Raw genomic sequence first — 15,589 nt, 5'->3', positions numbered from 1 at the left:
GCGCCGCGGGGTGCGCCGGGTTCAGGAGAACATCATGGGCAAGTTCAAGTTTCCCTCCGCTTACACCATTCTCTTTTTTCTGATTGCCGTGGTTGCCGTGCTGACGTGGATTGTTCCGGCCGGGCAGTACCATATGGCAATGAACGAGGCGCTCGGTAAAGAAGTGCCGGTTGCTGGCACCTACGCGCACGTGGCAGCGCACCCGCAAGGTCTGGTCTCCGTGCTGATGGCGCCGATTGCCGGGCTGTACGATCCGGAATCCGGCCAGGCCGGAGCCATCGACGTGGCGCTGTTTATTCTGATCATCGGCGGATTCCTCGGGATCGTTACCAAAACCGGGGCGATAGACGCCGGGATCGAGCGCGTCACCACCCGGCTGCGCGGCCGCGAAGAGTGGATGATCCCGATCCTGATGGCGCTGTTTGCCGCGGGCGGCACGATTTACGGCATGGCAGAAGAGTCGCTGCCCTTCTATACCTTACTGGTGCCGGTGATGCTGGCGGCGCGGTTCGATCCGGTGGTTGCGGCCTCTACCGTGCTGCTCGGCGCGGGGATCGGCACCCTCGGCTCCACCATCAACCCGTTCGCCACGGTGATCGCCGCCAACGCCGCCGGGATCCCCTTCACCAACGGCATCATGTTGCGCATCGCGCTGCTGGTGATCGGCTGGATCATCTGCGTGGCGTGGGTAATGCGTTACGCCCGTAAGGTGCGCAAGGATCCGTCGCTGTCGATCGTGGCGGATAAGCAGGAAGAGAACCGCGCCCACTTCCTCGGCAACAAGGGCGAGCAGTCGCTGGAGTTTACCCCGGTGCGCAAACTCATCCTGGTGATCTTCGCCCTCGCCTTCGCGGTGATGATCTACGGCGTGGCGGTGCTGGGCTGGTGGATGGCGGAGATCTCGGCGGTGTTCCTCGCCAGCGCCATTATCGTCGGGCTGATCGCCCGCATGAGCGAAGAGGAGCTGACCTCAACCTTTATCAACGGCGCGCGAGATTTGCTGGGCGTCGCGCTGATTATCGGCATCGCGCGCGGTATCGTAGTGATCATGGATAAGGGCATGATTACCCACACCATTTTGCACAGCGCCGAGGGAATGGTCACCGGCTTGTCGACGGTGGCGTTCATCAACGTGATGTACTGGCTGGAAGTGGTGCTGTCGTTTCTTGTGCCTTCTTCGTCCGGCCTGGCCGTTCTGACGATGCCGATCATGGCGCCCCTTGCCGATTTCGCTAACGTCAACCGCGACCTGGTGGTTACGGCTTACCAGTCGGCGTCCGGCATCGTTAACCTGATCACTCCCACCTCTGCCGTCGTGATGGGCGGGCTGGCTATCGCCCGCGTGCCCTACGTGCGTTATCTGAAATGGGTCGCGCCGCTGCTGGGGATTTTAACGGTGGTGATTATGGTGGCGTTAAGCCTGGGCGCTTTGTTGTGATTTGCCGGATGGCGCTGCGCTTATCCGGCCTACGGATCGGTGCGGTGCCACCGGTTATTTCGGGAACTGATATGGGAACTATGATGGATTACGAAGAGTACTCTCCCAAAGAGCAACTACAGCTAACGGTCTGCCAGCGTCTGATCGCGGAAAAGAGCTATCTCTCCCAGGAAGAGATCCGCCGCGACTTACAGGAGCGGGGTTTTGAGACCATCAGCCAGTCCACCGTTTCACGTCTGCTCAAGTTGCTTGGTGTCATAAAAATTCGCAATGCCAAAGGACTAAAGATTTATTCGCTGAATCCCCAGCTGCGCCCGGCCCCCGATGCGGCGCGTACCGTCTCTGAAATGGTGGTGAGCGTGGAGCACAACAGCGAATTTATCCTTATCCATACCGTCGCCGGATATGGCCGCGCGGTAGCGCGTATTCTGGATTATCACCAGTTACCGGAAATTTTAGGCGTGGTGGCCGGAAGCAGTATTGTCTGGGTCGCGCCCCGCGTAGTGAAGCGCACCGCGCTGGTGCATAAGCAAATTAATTATTTACTCAGAACGCATTAATATTCATAAAGAACCGTTTGCATTGAGTAAAGCGTGCATTAAATCGCTTGATCCCAAAAGCGAGCTGCGTATAATGCCCGACAATTTGCCGGGAGGAAGCATGGTCAAGCGTGTACGACACAACGTCTTACCGCGTCTGAAATCAGACGCTGGCCTGCCGTTTTTCTTCCCGTTGCTAAACCTATTCCCAGAGCCCCTCATTTGAGGGGCTTTTTTTTGCCCGGCGTCAGGAGATAAACATGAATCCGCTTTATCAAAAACACATCATTTCCATAAACGACCTCAGCCGCGAAGAGCTGGAACTGGTTCTGGAAACCGCGGCAAAACTGAAGGCCAATCCGCAACCGGAGCTGTTGAAGCACAAGGTGATTGCGAGCTGCTTCTTCGAAGCCTCGACCCGCACGCGCCTCTCCTTTGAAACCTCCATGCACCGCCTGGGCGCGAGCGTGGTGGGCTTCTCAGACAGCAGCAACACGTCGCTGGGTAAAAAAGGCGAGACCCTGGCGGATACCATTTCGGTTATCAGCACCTACGTCGACGCGATTGTGATGCGCCACCCGCAGGAGGGCGCGGCGCGTCTGGCGACCGAGTTTTCCGGCGGCATTCCGGTGCTGAACGCCGGTGACGGTGCCAACCAGCACCCGACGCAGACCCTGCTGGATCTGTTCACCATTCAGGAGACGCAGGGCACGCTTGAGAACCTGAACATCGCCATGGTCGGCGACCTGAAGTATGGCCGCACCGTCCATTCCCTGACCCAGGCGCTGGCGAAATTTAACGGCAACCGCTTCTTCTTCATCGCGCCGGACGCGCTGGCGATGCCGCAGTACATTCTCGATATGCTGGACGAAAAAGGCATCGCGTGGAGCCTGCATGCCAGCATCGAAGAGGTGATGGGCAACGTGGATATTCTCTACATGACCCGCGTGCAGAAAGAGCGTCTTGACCCATCCGAGTACGCCAACGTGAAGGCGCAGTTCGTACTGCGCGCCAGCGACCTCGAGGGCGCGCGCGACAACATGAAGGTGCTGCACCCGCTGCCGCGCATCGATGAGATCACCACAGACGTGGATAAAACGCCGCACGCCTGGTACTTCCAACAGGCCGGGAACGGCATCTTCGCCCGCCAGGCGTTACTGGCACTGGTTCTGAATCGCGAATTAGCTCTGTAAGGGGAGACGACCATGACACACGATAACAAACTCCAGGTTGAAGCCATCAAGCGTGGCACCGTGATTGACCACATCCCTGCGCAGGTGGGCTTTAAGCTGCTGACGCTGTTCAAACTGACCGAAACCGACCAGCGCATCACCATCGGCCTGAACCTGCCGTCCGGCGAGATGGGCCGCAAAGACCTGATCAAGATCGAGAACACTTTCCTGACCGACGAGCAGGTTAACCAGCTGTCGCTGTACGCGCCGGACGCCACGGTTAACCGCATCGACGATTACGACGTGGTGGGCAAATCCCGCCCAAGCCTGCCGGATCGCATCGAAAGCGTGCTGGTCTGCCCGAACAGCAACTGCATCAGTCATGCTGAGCCGGTTTCCTCCAGTTTCGCAGTGAAAAAGCGCGCCAATGACATCGCACTCAAATGCAAATACTGCGAAAAAGAGTTTTCTCATTATGTGGTGCTGGCCAACTAATTGAGGTTGGTAATGAAATCCCGGCTGTTATAATGGCCGGGAACATTCTTAACGCTGTAATTCTGGAGAAAAAATGAGCAAAGTACTCGCGACGGAAAATGCACCAGCGGCTATCGGCCCATACGTTCAGGGCGTTGATCTGGGCAGCATGATCATCACTTCTGGCCAGATCCCGGTGAACCCAAAAACCGGTGAAGTACCCGCCGACGTAGCGGCGCAGGCGCGTCAGTCGCTGGAAAACGTGCAGGCGATCGTCGAATCTGCCGGTCTGAAAGTGGGCGATATCGTCAAAACCACCGTGTTCGTGAAAGATCTTAATGATTTTGCGACCGTTAACGCCACTTACGAAGCGTTCTTCACCGAGCACAACGCCACCTTCCCGGCGCGCTCCTGTGTGGAAGTGGCGCGTCTGCCAAAAGACGTGAAAATTGAAATTGAAGCGATTGCCGTACGTCGCTAATTTATTTCAAGAAAGAGAAGGCAGCTCTGGCTGCCTTTTTTTATTTCGACCATTTTTACTCTCTCCGGGAAATGACGCATCCGCCACTCCATTAATAGACTGACGCTGCCTTGCTCTATTCTAATTAATGGATGATGAATGAAACTCTCTAAAATTGCGCTGGCGGTAACCACATTAACGGTTGCGTCTTCCGCACTTGCACACGGATATATAGAATCCCCTGCCAGCCGCGCTTATATGTGTAAGCTCGGCCAGAATATTGACTGTGGCTCTGTACAATATGAACCGCAGAGCGTAGAAAAGACCTCCGGCTTCCCGACGGGTGCGATGCCGCCTGACGGCCAGCTTGCCAGCGCCGGTATTGCCAGCTACTCCCAGCTTGATAAGCAGAGCCTGAACGCCTGGACCAAAAATCCCATGACGGCAGGCCCGCATGAATTTGTCTGGCACCATACCGCGCCGCATAAAACCACCAACTGGCGTTATTACATTACCAAACAAAACTGGGACCCCAATAAACCGCTGACCCGTGACCAGTTCGAATTAACGCCGTTCTGTACTATTAACGGAAATGGTCAGGCACCGGCGATGACAAAATCCATGACCTGTAATGTCCCGGAACGTACGGGCTACCAGGTTATTTATGGCGTGTGGGAAATTGCGGATACCGCAAACAGTTTCTATCAGGCCATTGACGTTGATTTCGGTAACGGCGGCAACGTCACGCCGGACGACACCCCAGCGGTGATATCCCAGTGGAGTAAAACCCTGAGCGGACAGATTGCCGGGAATAACCTGAACACGGGCGATAGAGTGATTGCACGCTTCTTCGACGCCAACGGGGAAGTTGCCGCCCTGCGTACCGAGCTGACCATCGGCTCCGTTGCCCAGGGGGATACGAACCAGTGGTCCTACGATCTGGCGCAGAAGATCAACGCCGCGTACAGCGATGTGCGTGTCGGGGTGAAGGATGAAGCGGGCGAAATTAGCCCGGTTCACGGCGCGAACAGCGTCTTCGTCAAAGACGGCAGCGCCCTCCAGTCCGTTGCGATTTCGTACGAAGAGCAGAAGGCGGAAGTGAATGAAACCATCGCGGTATCTAACCTGCACTACAGCAAAATCGAGAATGGCAAGGCGTCCGTCACCTTCCACGTGAACACCAAAGGCGACGTGAACGTTGAAGCGCACGTGATGAACCACAGCGGTGCGGAAAAGGGCTATCTGAAGCAGGAGATGAATAACGCCAGCCAGGACGTGACCATGACCCTGACTGACGTCACGGCGGGGCACCATATGCTGAAATACTACGCCACCAACAAAGACGGCACCCTGTTCGCGCAGGACGTGCTGGATCTGATGCTGGAAAGCGACGCGGCGGACAGCAACGGCCCGCATGACTTTATCTTCCCGGATAACGTCGCGTCCTACAAAGCGGGCACCGTAGTGCTACAGCCGAAAGACGGTAAGACCTACGAATGCAGGCCTGTCCCGTTCAGCGGCTACTGCGTGCAGTACAGCCCAACCGCAAACCAGTTTGAACCAGGCGTGGGCGCGCACTGGAGAGAGGCATGGGTGTTGAAGGACTGAGTGATCTGATTCCCTCACCCTAACCCTCTCCCAAAGGGAGAGGGAATTTATACACCCTCTCCCTTTGGGAAAGGGCTGGGGTGAGGGTTCTTTACTACTGATTCCGCGTCGCGCGCAGCAGCGTTTCCAGCGGGTACACCGCCGCAATCACCACCTCGTCCTGAACCTTCGCCGCGTTATCCAGTTCGCTCTGGATCGACGCAATCTCTTTATCATCCAGCGTGCCCTGGCGCGCCACCAGATCCGTCAGCCTCAGGCCAATCGCGGCCAGCTTATCCACCTCCTGGATCACCGGCTTAATGGCCTTCAACTGATAGCTGTTTTCGCTTAGCGCCAGCGCGTCGCTGGTGTTGTTCTGCCAGCGGTTAAAGACGTGGCGCAGCGCGTCGGCGCTTTCCGTGTCTTCCGCGTCGCTCACCAGACGGTCCGCCCATTTATTCATCTGACGCACGGTCGCACTTTCCGCGTTTAGCGCATCAGCGAGCCGGTTGAGCGGCTCAAACTGATGATAGTTTCCAGCCTGGAACTTAAGATGCTGGCGGGTGTAATACTGCGCCGGTTCAAGCGCCTGGGCGAGAATTTGCAGCGGCAGGGTATCCGCATTGTTGGCGAGGCGCGTGAACTGCACCTGCTGCTGGGTATGCTGCTGTAGTCCAGCCGACACCGTCGACCAGCTGTCCATCGCCTGGAGCCGGGTATACATGTTGTCGATGTCGTTGACGTCCTTCGCCGACCATAGCCGCTCCGCCACCGCAAAGGCGCGCGGCCACAGACGGATATCCAGCACCGGCGCGACCACGTTTTCCGCCCACAGCGCGGCTTCACCGCCGAGCAGATTGGCCTCGTTCGCCGGGTCCGGCACCACCGGCGGTATGCCTTTTGGGACCGCGTCCAGACGCGTGCCGCTAATCGGGTAGCGGGCGTTACCCACCAGGAAATAGCCGCTGAGCTTATCGTTCTCAACAGAAACGACCGGACGCGTTTCACCCATCCAGGTATCAACGGTAAACGTTACCTGATTGTCGTCCCGCCACTGAATGTTATCCACCGCCCGACGCGATTTCCCGGCAAAATCAATAAATCCGCGCCAGCCAGCATCGCCTTTCACCAGCGTAAAGCTGCCTTCCACCGGCTTGCCTTTCAGACGCGGCATGGAGAAAGCCCAGCTCTGGACGCTGTCGGTGTCCGCTATCACATCCACGCCGTTCAGCCCCTGCGGCACAATTTCATTGCGGTAGTGGTAGGCGGTGGATTGCGGCTGATCGAGGTAGAAACCGGTTGAGAGAATGCCCTTATAGCCGTTCTGCGCCACCTGCCCCAGCGCGTCCTGTCCCTGCCAGGACTGGATCAGAATGCTTTTCGGCAGATCGGGATGGTAGATCTCATCCCAGCCAACCATCTGCCGGTGGTGCTTCTCAAGGATCGTCTCCAGCTTGCGGTTGAAATACGCCTGCAACGCGTGGCTGTCCGCCAGTTTGTTGTCGCGCAAGAATCTCTGGATCGCAGCGTTCGCTTTCCACTGGCTGTCGTCAACCTCATCGCCGCCAATATGCAGATATGGATCCGGGAAGATCGCCGCCAGTTCGCTGACCATCGCGTCGGCAAAGGTATAAGTTGCCTCTTTGGTGGGATCCAGCACTGGCTTCAGCACGCCCCAGTGGCGCTCCATGGCGTATGGCCCCGGCGCGCTCATCAGCTCCGGGTAGGCGACGGCAATCGCCGACGCGTGGCCCGGCATATCAATTTCCGGCACCACGCGTATGCCGCGTTCGGCAGCGTAACGCACAATCTCGCGCATCTGCTCAGGGGTGTAGAACAGCCCGTCGCTGGCAAGCTGGGTCAGCTTAGGGTAGCGCTTTGAGCTGAAGCGCCAGCCCTGATCGTCGGTCAAATGCCAGTGCAGCACGTTGAGCTTCGCCGCGGCCATGCCGTCGATCTGGCGTTTAATATCCGGAATCGGGAGGAAGTGGCGCGCCGAATCGAGCAGCAGCCCGCGCCACGGGAAGCGCGGCGAATCTTCAATGGTCACCCACGGGATCGAGGTGTTTTCGGCGCCGTTCTGCATCAGCTGAAGCAAGGTTTCCATGGCGCGCAGCGCGCCGAAGCGGGTATTGGCGGAGATATTTACGCCGTTGGCGTCCACCGTGAGTTTATAGCTCTCATCGCTGTCCGGCAGCGGCTGCGGCTTCACCTTTTTGGCGATGGCGATGCGGATGGTCGGCTTGTCAGGTTTTTCGGCCTGCGGCTGTAGCGTCCAGCCGGTTTGAAGGGCGATGCGCTGGCGCAGGCGGTTGACCGCATCCCCCAGATCGTCGCCACTTACGCTCACGGTGAGTTGATTGTTAAGCTCCAGCGCGCCCTGAGTGGTCGGGCGTTCAACCTTCGCAGGCCAGGGCATTAAGGGAAGGTCGCCTGCCGGTGCGGCAAAGGCGGAGGCGCCGAGCATAAGCCCGGCGGTTAAGAGACTGTACCGTAACATGAATGTTCCTTATCTGACGGGCCAAATACAGGCAAAACATTCTGTTAACATGCGCTCAAATTGTCGTCAAGCGAATGCGCCGACGGAGATCACAGGTTGTTGAATTTGGGAGGAAAGCCAGCTGCCGGGTGGCGGCTTCGCCTTACCCGGCCTACGTTCGGATCGTAGGCCCGGTAAGCGCAGCGCCACCGGGCTTGCCGTTACTGCCACCCATACCGACGGCTATAGAACCCCTTCACCATCTGCGTCAGCACCATGTAACCCGCGAGGATCGCCACCAGCCATGGGAAGTAGCTCAGCGGTAGCGCCTGAAGTTGCAGGTAGCTTGCCAGCGGCGAGAACGGCAGCGCGATCCCGAGCGCCATCACAATGCCCGTCATCACAATCAGCGGCCACGCGGCACGGCTCTGAATGAACGGAATGCGGCGGGTGCGGATCATGTGCACAATCAGCGTCTGGGACAGCAGCCCCACCACGAACCAGCCGGACTGGAACAGCGTCTGGTGTTCCGGGGTGTTGGCGTGGAACACAAACCACATCAGGCAGAAAGTCAGAATGTCGAAGATAGAGCTGATCGGCCCAAAGAACAGCATAAAGCGCCCCAGATCGGCGGGGTTCCAGCGCTGCGGCTTCTGGATCTGCTCGTCGTCCACGTTATCAAACGGGATGGCGACCTGAGAGACATCGTACATCAGGTTCTGGATCAGCAGATGCAGCGGCAGCATCGGCAGAAACGGCAGAAACGCGCTCGCCACCAGCACGCTGAAGACGTTGCCGAAGTTCGAGCTGGCGGTCATTTTGATGTATTTGAGCATATTGGCGAAGGTGCGACGCCCTTCGATGACGCCCTCCTCCAGCACCATCAGGCTCTTTTCCAGCAGAATGATATCCGCTGCTTCGCGGGCAATATCCACCGCGCCGTCTACGGAGATACCGATATCCGCCGCACGCAGGGCCGGCGCATCGTTGATGCCGTCGCCCATAAAGCCCACCACGTGCCCTTCACGACGCAGCAGCGTTACGATGCGTTCTTTGTGCATCGGCGTCAGGCGGGCAAACAGCGTGGTGCGCTGGGCAAGCTGCGCCAGTTCGTCGTCAGAAAGCGTTTCGATGTCGCTCCCCACCACCACGTCGCCTGCGTCCAGCCCCACTTCGGCGCACACTTTTGCCGCCACCAGCTCGCTGTCGCCGGTGAGAATTTTGACGGTGATACCGCTCGCTTTCAGCGCTTTCAGCGCAGGTGCGGTGGTCTCTTTCGGCGGATCGAGGAATGCGATGTAACCCTCGAGGATCAAATCAGATTCATCGATACGCTGGTAGTCCCCTTCCCGCGCGGGCAGGAACTTGCTGGCTACCGCCACCACGCGCAGCCCCTGGCGGTTCAGGTTATCGGTGACGCGTTTGATGCGGCGCAGCATGGTCTCATCCAGCGGCACGATCTCGCCGTTATGGCGCACCTGCGTGGAAACATTCAGGATCTCCTGCAATGCCCCTTTGCAGATCAGCTGATGCACGTCCGGCTGCTCGCTGACCACCACCGACATGCGGCGTCGTTCAAAGTCGAACGGAATTTCGTCCACCTTCTGCCAGCGCCCGGAGAGCATGCGGGCAGACTCTTCATCCACACCTTCCAGCACCGCCACGTCGAGCAGGTTTTTCAGCCCGGTCTGGTAGTGGCTGTTCAGCCACGCGCTGTACAGCACCCGTTCGCTGGTCTTTCCGGCGATATCGGTGTGGTTCTCCAGCACGATTTTGTCCTGGGTCAGGGTGCCGGTTTTATCGGTGCAAAGAATGTCCATCGCGCCAAAGTTCTGGATGGCGTCGAGGTGTTTAACAATCACCTTTTGTTTAGAGAGTTTGACCGCCCCGCGCGCCAGTGTGGAGGTGACAATCATCGGCAGCATTTCCGGCGTTAAGCCCACAGCCACGGAGAGCGCGAACAGCGCCGCTTCCCACCAGTCGCCTTTGGTGTAGCCGTTGATCAGCAGGACAATCGGCGTCATGACCATCATAAAGCGGATCAGCAGCATGCTGACGCGGCCAATGCCTTTCTGAAACGCATTCGGCTCGCTCTCCTGCTCGCTGACGCGTCCGGCAAGCTGTCCAAACCAGGTATTGCCGCCGGTGGCGGTGACAATCGCCTGCGCGGTGCCACTAACCACCGTGGTGCCCATAAAGCACAGGGTGTCGCACTCCAGCGGGTTCATCTGCTGCGGATCGCGGGTCCGCGCTACCTTCTCTACGGGCAGGGACTCACCGGTGAGTGACGCCTGCGCGACGAACAGATCCCGCGCCTGGATGATACGTAAATCCGCCGGGATCATGTCCCCCGCAGCCAGCTTCACCAGATCGCCCGGCACCAGCTGGTCAATGGGAAGCTCAATCCAGGCGTTTTCGCCGAGGTCGTTAATCACGCGCGACACGGTGGCGGTGTTGCTGACCATCGCTTTCAGCGCATCCGCCGCTTTGGTGGAGCGCGCTTCCTGGATAAAGTTCAGCAGCGTGGAGATCCCTACCATCAGGGCAATCACGCCTGCGGCAAACAGATCTTCAGTGGCGTAAGAGATAATACCGAGCACCGTCAGCAGCAGGTTGAACGGATTGCGGTAGCAGAGCCACAGGTGGACCCACCAGGGAGAGGGTTTCTGCGCCGGGATCTGGTTATCGCCATGTTCCGCGCGGATTTTTGACACTTCTTGCGCGTTCAGCCCTTCCGGGTGGCCGCCAAAGGCGCGCCAGACTTCGTTTTCATCCATCGCCGCCACGTTCAGGCAGCGCTCGGTCAGGGAGGCGGGAATCGCCGCTCCCGCCATGGTGTTGGCATTTGGCAGCGGATCGCGCGCAATCAGGCGATGTGGCAGGTGACGGCTCAGCAGCGCTTGCAGCTGCCGGGTGATATTTTTCAACATAGTCATTCCCCCGCATCCGCAAAGGCGGACGCAGTCTTTCCCGCAGGCGTGGCAAAGCCGTACCTGTCAGGCACTTAATTTATCAAGCAGGAACGTATGAACGTTGCTGCCTCACGCCGGTGAGACAGCAAAAAGCTGGCTTACCGGTAAGAAGGTTTTCTCCGGGTCAGGAGAGGTGTGGGATCGGGATCCATGTGGCCTCCGGTAAGTAAAAAGTTGGGTATCGGCGCGCAGTATAGAGATTTATCCATACCGTTTGTGACTAATCGGGCGGTATTATAACGCCCTGCAAATAAACCGAACGTAAACCAGACTTTGCCCATAGCGAATTCGCAGGATAGCATTAGGCTCAATTGATTATTTTATCGTTGTTACAGGGAATACAGCATGCAGAACCGCCTTACGATTAAAGACATCGCGCGTTTAAGCGGCGTGGGGAAATCGACTGTCTCACGCGTGCTGAACAACGAAAGCGGTGTCAGCGAGCGCACACGCGAGCGCGTCGAGGCGGTGATGAATCAGCACGGTTTTTCCCCTTCCCGCTCCGCGCGCGCCATGCGCGGGCAGAGCGATAAAGTGGTCGCCATTATCGTCTCGCGTCTGGATTCCCTCTCCGAAAACCTCGCCGTACAGACGATGCTGCCCGCGTTCTACGAGCAGGGCTACGATCCGATCATGATGGAGAGCAAGTTCTCCGCGCAAATGGTGGAGGAGCATCTCGGTATGCTTCAGCGCCGTAATATTGATGGGGTGGTGCTGTTCGGATTTACCGGCCTAAAAGAGGACGTGCTTAAACCCTGGCAGCCGTCACTGGTGCTGCTGGCGCGCGACGCAAGCGGGTTTGCCTCTGTCTGTTACGATGACGAAGGGGCGATCGTGATCCTGATGCAGCGCCTGTATGAACAGGGCCATCGGCATATTAGCTATCTCGGCGTGCCGCATGCCGACATCACCACCGGCAAGCGTCGCCACGAAGCGTACCTGGCGTTTTGTAAAAAACACAATCTTCCCGCCGTGGCCGCGCTGCCTGGTCTGGGTATGAAACAGGGATATGAACAGGTCGCCAGCGTGCTGACGCCACAAACCACCGCCTTGGTATGCGCCACGGATACCCTTGCATTGGGTGCGAGCAAATATTTGCAGGAGCAGCGCATCGGGGAGCTGCAATTAGCGAGCGTGGGAAGCACGCCGCTGATGAAGTTCTTACACCCGGAGATTATCAGCGTTGATCCGGGTTACGCCGAGTCTGGCCAGCAGGCTGCCGCGCAGCTGATAGAGCAGATCAACGGGCGCGCTGAGCCGCGTCAGATCGTTATTCCTGCCCGTCTCTCATAGTCCTTTCGCTTTCATGCGCAACAGCGATCGTTCCATGAATCACGGTACAGGATATTGCCTTCGGTATACTTCCAGGTAATTGCCTCATAGCGCAGCTCCAGCGTTTCCAGGTGGGTACTGGTCATACTGCCGGGGGAGAGATACGGCGCTACCGTTGTGAACTTGACGTTTTCCAGAATAATATTGAAATACTCAGCCTCAATCCCAGACTCAAGAATACGGTACATTTTAATTGTCGCCTTCTTCATGGTTCGCCCTTCGCAAACTGCCCGGTAAAGAAGCGGCGTTGTCTGATCAAATTCTTTGACTATTGTTATAGGCCGATGTACGCGTGTACCAGTGAGTTTTCCCCAGCTTGGGTCAACCGGAATAGTTACGCCATGGGAAAAGGATTTTAATTCAATAGATCCAAGACGCAGTGGCATTGCACAACAACCGACAATCGGCGAGCCATTCTCATCTTCAAGCCATAAATGTGCGGGAGCAGACATAGAAATACCTTATTAGTGGTAATCTGTATTGAAATGTTTGGCCTTTTACCATTTCACATAGCAGCCAAAAACAATCATGACCACAATGAAGAAAATCCCAATTGGCCAGACAGGACTGCCGGGGAAGAAATGGGCCTGTATCAGGGCAAACAGGATTGTTAACGCGGCCGGGCCGTAGACCGAAAATATAATTCGCCCCTGCCAACGTAAAAAACGTTTGATGTAATTCATCATTGTTATCTGATCAACCTGGTGATGATATCCGCAATGTCGTCATCAGATGCCCATTGCGCACGTGTCGCGTCCGTCCTGCGAAACACAGGCTCAATGAGAAAATAAAGCATTTCAAGCCCTTGAGCATAAAGTGCCGAGTACCAGGCGGGAAATTCAACGTACAGACGATGCGCGCTATCGGCGGCTTGCTGTACTACCCCATACAGCCCAATAAAAGCAATACCTCGGGAAGCCCATCTTCCGGTAATGGCGCTTAATTCGAGGCTGATATTTAATCCAAGGCGAACGCAGGCGGCAACGGCTAATGTAAACCCGGCACCGGTAAGGCTAACCGCAGCGATGTGGACATTTACAGCCATTAGCCGCTGTTTAATATACTCTAACTGTTTAGGATTTTTGTATTTGAAAACTTCCTCAAAATACAGTCTAAGCATTTCATAGACTACATCCACACCGCTTACTAATTTATAAACGGCATCTCTGAAGCGTAGGTCTTCGCTTTTCTGTCTCAGGCAAACATCATTGTATTCATCAGTGAAACATGAGGCGTAATACAACAGCCGAGTGGCGCCTTTCCCTATCATATTCACCTGTGTTTTGACGTTCTGGCCGACCGCAGTAACAGCATGGTCGAGTTTAAGCGCAAGTATTTTATTGGCCTGTAAATAACTGACGATCTCGTTGTTCCCGTACATTATTGCTCTACGTTTATTTCAGTATATGAAGACAAGCTTATGCCTGAAACCGACTGTAAAGTTCCGGCCAGATCATGTTTAAGATCTTCCCTGTATTTTTAAGATATTGACCTGATATTTTTTAAACACTCTTGAGAAGAAATTCATAAAAACTGCGAGTGAAATGCAATCCAGTGTGCCCTCACACAGCGGATTATTGTGATCTTCGCCCGATTTAGGGAACGTTCCCATTTTCGCCGTCACGTTGAAGGAGTAGGCTTGCGCACAGGTCATAACCCCTATCACCATCTGTCATGAGGTTTCATGATGAGTAAAGTCAAACAAACAGATATCGATCAGCTGATCGTCCTGGTCGGCGGACGCGACAACATCGCCACCGTCAGCCATTGCATTACCCGCCTGCGCTTCGTGCTGAACGATCCGGCCAAAGCCAACCCGAAGGCCATTGAAGAGCTTTCCATGGTTAAAGGCTGCTTCACCAATGCCGGGCAGTTCCAGGTGGTGATTGGTACCGAAGTGGGCGATTACTATCAGGCTCTGCTGGCGACTACCGGGCACTCTTCCGCAGATAAAGAGCAGGCGAAGAAGGCCGCGCGTCAGAATATGAAATGGCATGAGCAGCTGATTTCCCATTTTGCGGAGATCTTCTTCCCGCTGCTGCCAGCGCTGATCAGCGGGGGCTTAATTCTGGGCTTCCGTAACGTCATCGGCGATGTGCCAATGAGCGACGGCAAAACCCTGGCGCAGATGTACCCGGCGCTGCAAAGTATCTATGACTTCCTGTGGCTGATTGGCGAAGCGATCTTCTTCTATCTGCCGGTCGGAATCTGCTGGTCCGCGGTGCGCAAGATGGGCGGAACGCCAATTCTCGGTATCGTGCTCGGCGTGACGCTGGTCTCTCCGCAGTTAATGAACGCTTACTTACTTGGTCAGCAAACGCCAGAGGTGTGGAACTTCGGCCTGTTTACCATCGCCAAAGTGGGCTATCAGGCGCAGGTAATCCCGGCATTGCTGGCGGGTCTGGCGCTGGGCTTTATTGAGACGCGCCTGAAGCGCATCGTGCCGGATTACCTGTATCTGGTGGTGGTCCCGGTCTGCTCGCTGATCCTGGCGGTGTTCCTGGCGCACGCCTTTATCGGTCCGTTTGGCCGCATGATTGGCGACGGCGTGGCCTTCGCGGTCCGTCACCTGATGACCGGCAGCTTCGCGCCAATCGGTGCCGCGCTGTTTGGCTTCCTCTACGCTCCGCTGGTGATCACCGGCGTGCACCAGACCACGCTGGCGATCGATATGCAAATGATCCAGAGCCTCGGCGGTACGCCTGTCTGGCCGATCATCGCCCTGTCTAACATTGCGCAGGCCTCAGCGGTAACCGGCATCATCATCGTCAGCCGTAAGCACAACGAGCGTGAGATCTCCGTTCCGGCTGCCATCTCCGCTTACCTCGGCGTCACTGAACCGGCGATGTACGGTATCAACCTCAAATACCGCTTCCCGATGCTTTGCGCGATGATCGGCTCCGGTCTGGCGGGCCTGGTGTGTGGACTGAACGGCGTGATGGCGAACGGGATTGGCGTCGGCGGCCTGCCGGGCATCCTCTCCATCCAGCCCGCTTACTGGCAGGTGTTTGCCCTGGCAATGGCCATCGCCATCATCGTCCCAATGGCGCTGACCACCGTGGTTTACCAGCGTAAGTTCCGTCAGGGCTCGCTGCAGATTGTTTAACTTCATCTTTCGGGGCGCAGTTGCGCCCCT

Annotated in this window: 14 protein-coding genes and 1 pseudogene; 9 read left to right on the top strand and 6 right to left on the bottom strand. The window is 56.8% G+C overall.

Annotated features, from left to right (window positions below):
• Nucleotides 1–34 precede the first annotated feature (34 nt).
• Both ACOTX4_RS18645 and ACOTX4_RS18640 read left to right on the top strand, forming a co-directional pair.
• Nucleotides 35–1,438 (top strand): YfcC family protein, encoded by a 1,404-nt coding sequence (locus ACOTX4_RS18645; protein WP_003863365.1) that lies wholly within the window; start codon nt 35–37, stop codon nt 1,436–1,438.
• 80 nt (nt 1,439–1,518) lie between these two features.
• Nucleotides 1,519–1,998, top strand: a complete 480-nt coding sequence (locus ACOTX4_RS18640) for an arginine repressor (RefSeq protein WP_003863366.1) — start codon at nt 1,519–1,521, stop codon at nt 1,996–1,998.
• A 3-nt stretch (nt 1,999–2,001) separates the two neighbouring features.
• On the opposite strand, the pseudogene ACOTX4_RS18635 reads toward ACOTX4_RS18640, so the two are convergent.
• A pseudogene (locus ACOTX4_RS18635) lies at nt 2,002–2,119 on the bottom strand (hypothetical protein).
• On the opposite strand from ACOTX4_RS18635, the gene ACOTX4_RS18630 reads away from it, so the two are divergent.
• From ACOTX4_RS18630 to gbpA, 5 genes are all read left to right on the top strand, one after another.
• Nucleotides 2,099–2,203, top strand: a complete 105-nt coding sequence (locus ACOTX4_RS18630) for a pyrBI operon leader peptide (RefSeq protein ID WP_022646880.1) — start codon at nt 2,099–2,101, stop codon at nt 2,201–2,203. The pseudogene ACOTX4_RS18635 and the gene ACOTX4_RS18630 overlap by 21 nt on opposite strands.
• Nucleotides 2,204–2,237: 34 nt before the next feature.
• Nucleotides 2,238–3,170, top strand: coding sequence for an aspartate carbamoyltransferase (pyrB, locus tag ACOTX4_RS18625; RefSeq protein ID WP_003863368.1), 933 nt, complete (start codon nt 2,238–2,240; stop codon nt 3,168–3,170).
• Between the two features lie 12 nt (nt 3,171–3,182).
• On the top strand, nt 3,183–3,644 hold the full coding sequence (gene pyrI / locus ACOTX4_RS18620; protein WP_003863370.1) for an aspartate carbamoyltransferase regulatory subunit: 462 nt from the start codon (nt 3,183–3,185) through the stop codon (nt 3,642–3,644).
• A 73-nt stretch (nt 3,645–3,717) separates the two neighbouring features.
• Nucleotides 3,718–4,104 carry a 2-iminobutanoate/2-iminopropanoate deaminase gene (gene ridA / locus ACOTX4_RS18615; RefSeq protein ID WP_003863373.1) on the top strand — a complete coding sequence of 129 codons (387 nt, stop codon included), beginning with the start codon at nt 3,718–3,720 and terminating at the stop codon, nt 4,102–4,104.
• 138 nt (nt 4,105–4,242) lie between these two features.
• The gene (gene gbpA / locus ACOTX4_RS18610) at nt 4,243–5,691 is read left to right on the top strand and encodes an N-acetylglucosamine-binding protein GbpA (protein WP_003863387.1); all 1,449 of its coding nucleotides are present in this window, start codon (nt 4,243–4,245) and stop codon (nt 5,689–5,691) included.
• A 94-nt stretch (nt 5,692–5,785) separates the two neighbouring features.
• Here the strand turns inward: gbpA and ACOTX4_RS18605 are convergent, their stop codons facing one another.
• Both ACOTX4_RS18605 and mgtA read right to left on the bottom strand, forming a co-directional pair.
• A complete protein-coding gene (locus ACOTX4_RS18605) occupies nt 5,786–8,170 on the bottom strand; it encodes a beta-N-acetylhexosaminidase (RefSeq protein WP_045330771.1) in 2,385 nt (794 codons plus the stop codon).
• Nucleotides 8,171–8,370: 200 nt separating this feature from the next.
• Nucleotides 8,371–11,079 carry a magnesium-translocating P-type ATPase gene (mgtA, locus tag ACOTX4_RS18600; RefSeq protein WP_023324067.1) on the bottom strand — a complete coding sequence of 903 codons (2,709 nt, stop codon included), beginning with the start codon at nt 11,077–11,079 and terminating at the stop codon, nt 8,371–8,373.
• Nucleotides 11,080–11,466: 387 nt separating this feature from the next.
• On the opposite strand from mgtA, the gene treR reads away from it, so the two are divergent.
• Nucleotides 11,467–12,414, top strand: a complete 948-nt coding sequence (gene treR, locus ACOTX4_RS18595; protein ID WP_023315291.1) for a trehalose operon repressor TreR — start codon at nt 11,467–11,469, stop codon at nt 12,412–12,414.
• 11 nt (nt 12,415–12,425) lie between these two features.
• Here the strand turns inward: treR and ACOTX4_RS18590 are convergent, their stop codons facing one another.
• Genes ACOTX4_RS18590 through ACOTX4_RS18580 form a run of 3 tightly spaced genes read right to left on the bottom strand, consistent with a single transcriptional unit; the run spans nt 12,426 to nt 13,834 of the window.
• Nucleotides 12,426–12,905 carry an Hcp family type VI secretion system effector gene (locus ACOTX4_RS18590; RefSeq protein WP_003863398.1) on the bottom strand — a complete coding sequence of 160 codons (480 nt, stop codon included), beginning with the start codon at nt 12,903–12,905 and terminating at the stop codon, nt 12,426–12,428.
• Between the two features lie 45 nt (nt 12,906–12,950).
• The gene (locus ACOTX4_RS18585; RefSeq protein WP_045330776.1) at nt 12,951–13,139 is read right to left on the bottom strand and encodes a hypothetical protein; all 189 of its coding nucleotides are present in this window, start codon (nt 13,137–13,139) and stop codon (nt 12,951–12,953) included.
• Between the two features lie 2 nt (nt 13,140–13,141).
• On the bottom strand, nt 13,142–13,834 hold the full coding sequence (locus tag ACOTX4_RS18580) for a hypothetical protein (protein WP_003863400.1): 693 nt from the start codon (nt 13,832–13,834) through the stop codon (nt 13,142–13,144).
• Between the two features lie 306 nt (nt 13,835–14,140).
• Between ACOTX4_RS18580 and treB the strand changes: the two genes are divergently transcribed.
• Complete coding sequence (treB, locus tag ACOTX4_RS18575; RefSeq protein ID WP_045330778.1) at nt 14,141–15,559, top strand: PTS trehalose transporter subunit IIBC; 1,419 nt, start codon at nt 14,141–14,143, stop codon at nt 15,557–15,559.
• The last annotated feature ends 30 nt before the right edge of the window (nt 15,560–15,589 follow it).

Source organism: Enterobacter cloacae complex sp. IR5459, from assembly GCF_049238005.1.
Lineage (GTDB): Bacteria > Pseudomonadota > Gammaproteobacteria > Enterobacterales > Enterobacteriaceae > Enterobacter > Enterobacter hormaechei_C.
This window is presented reverse-complemented; position numbering and strand designations above follow the sequence as displayed.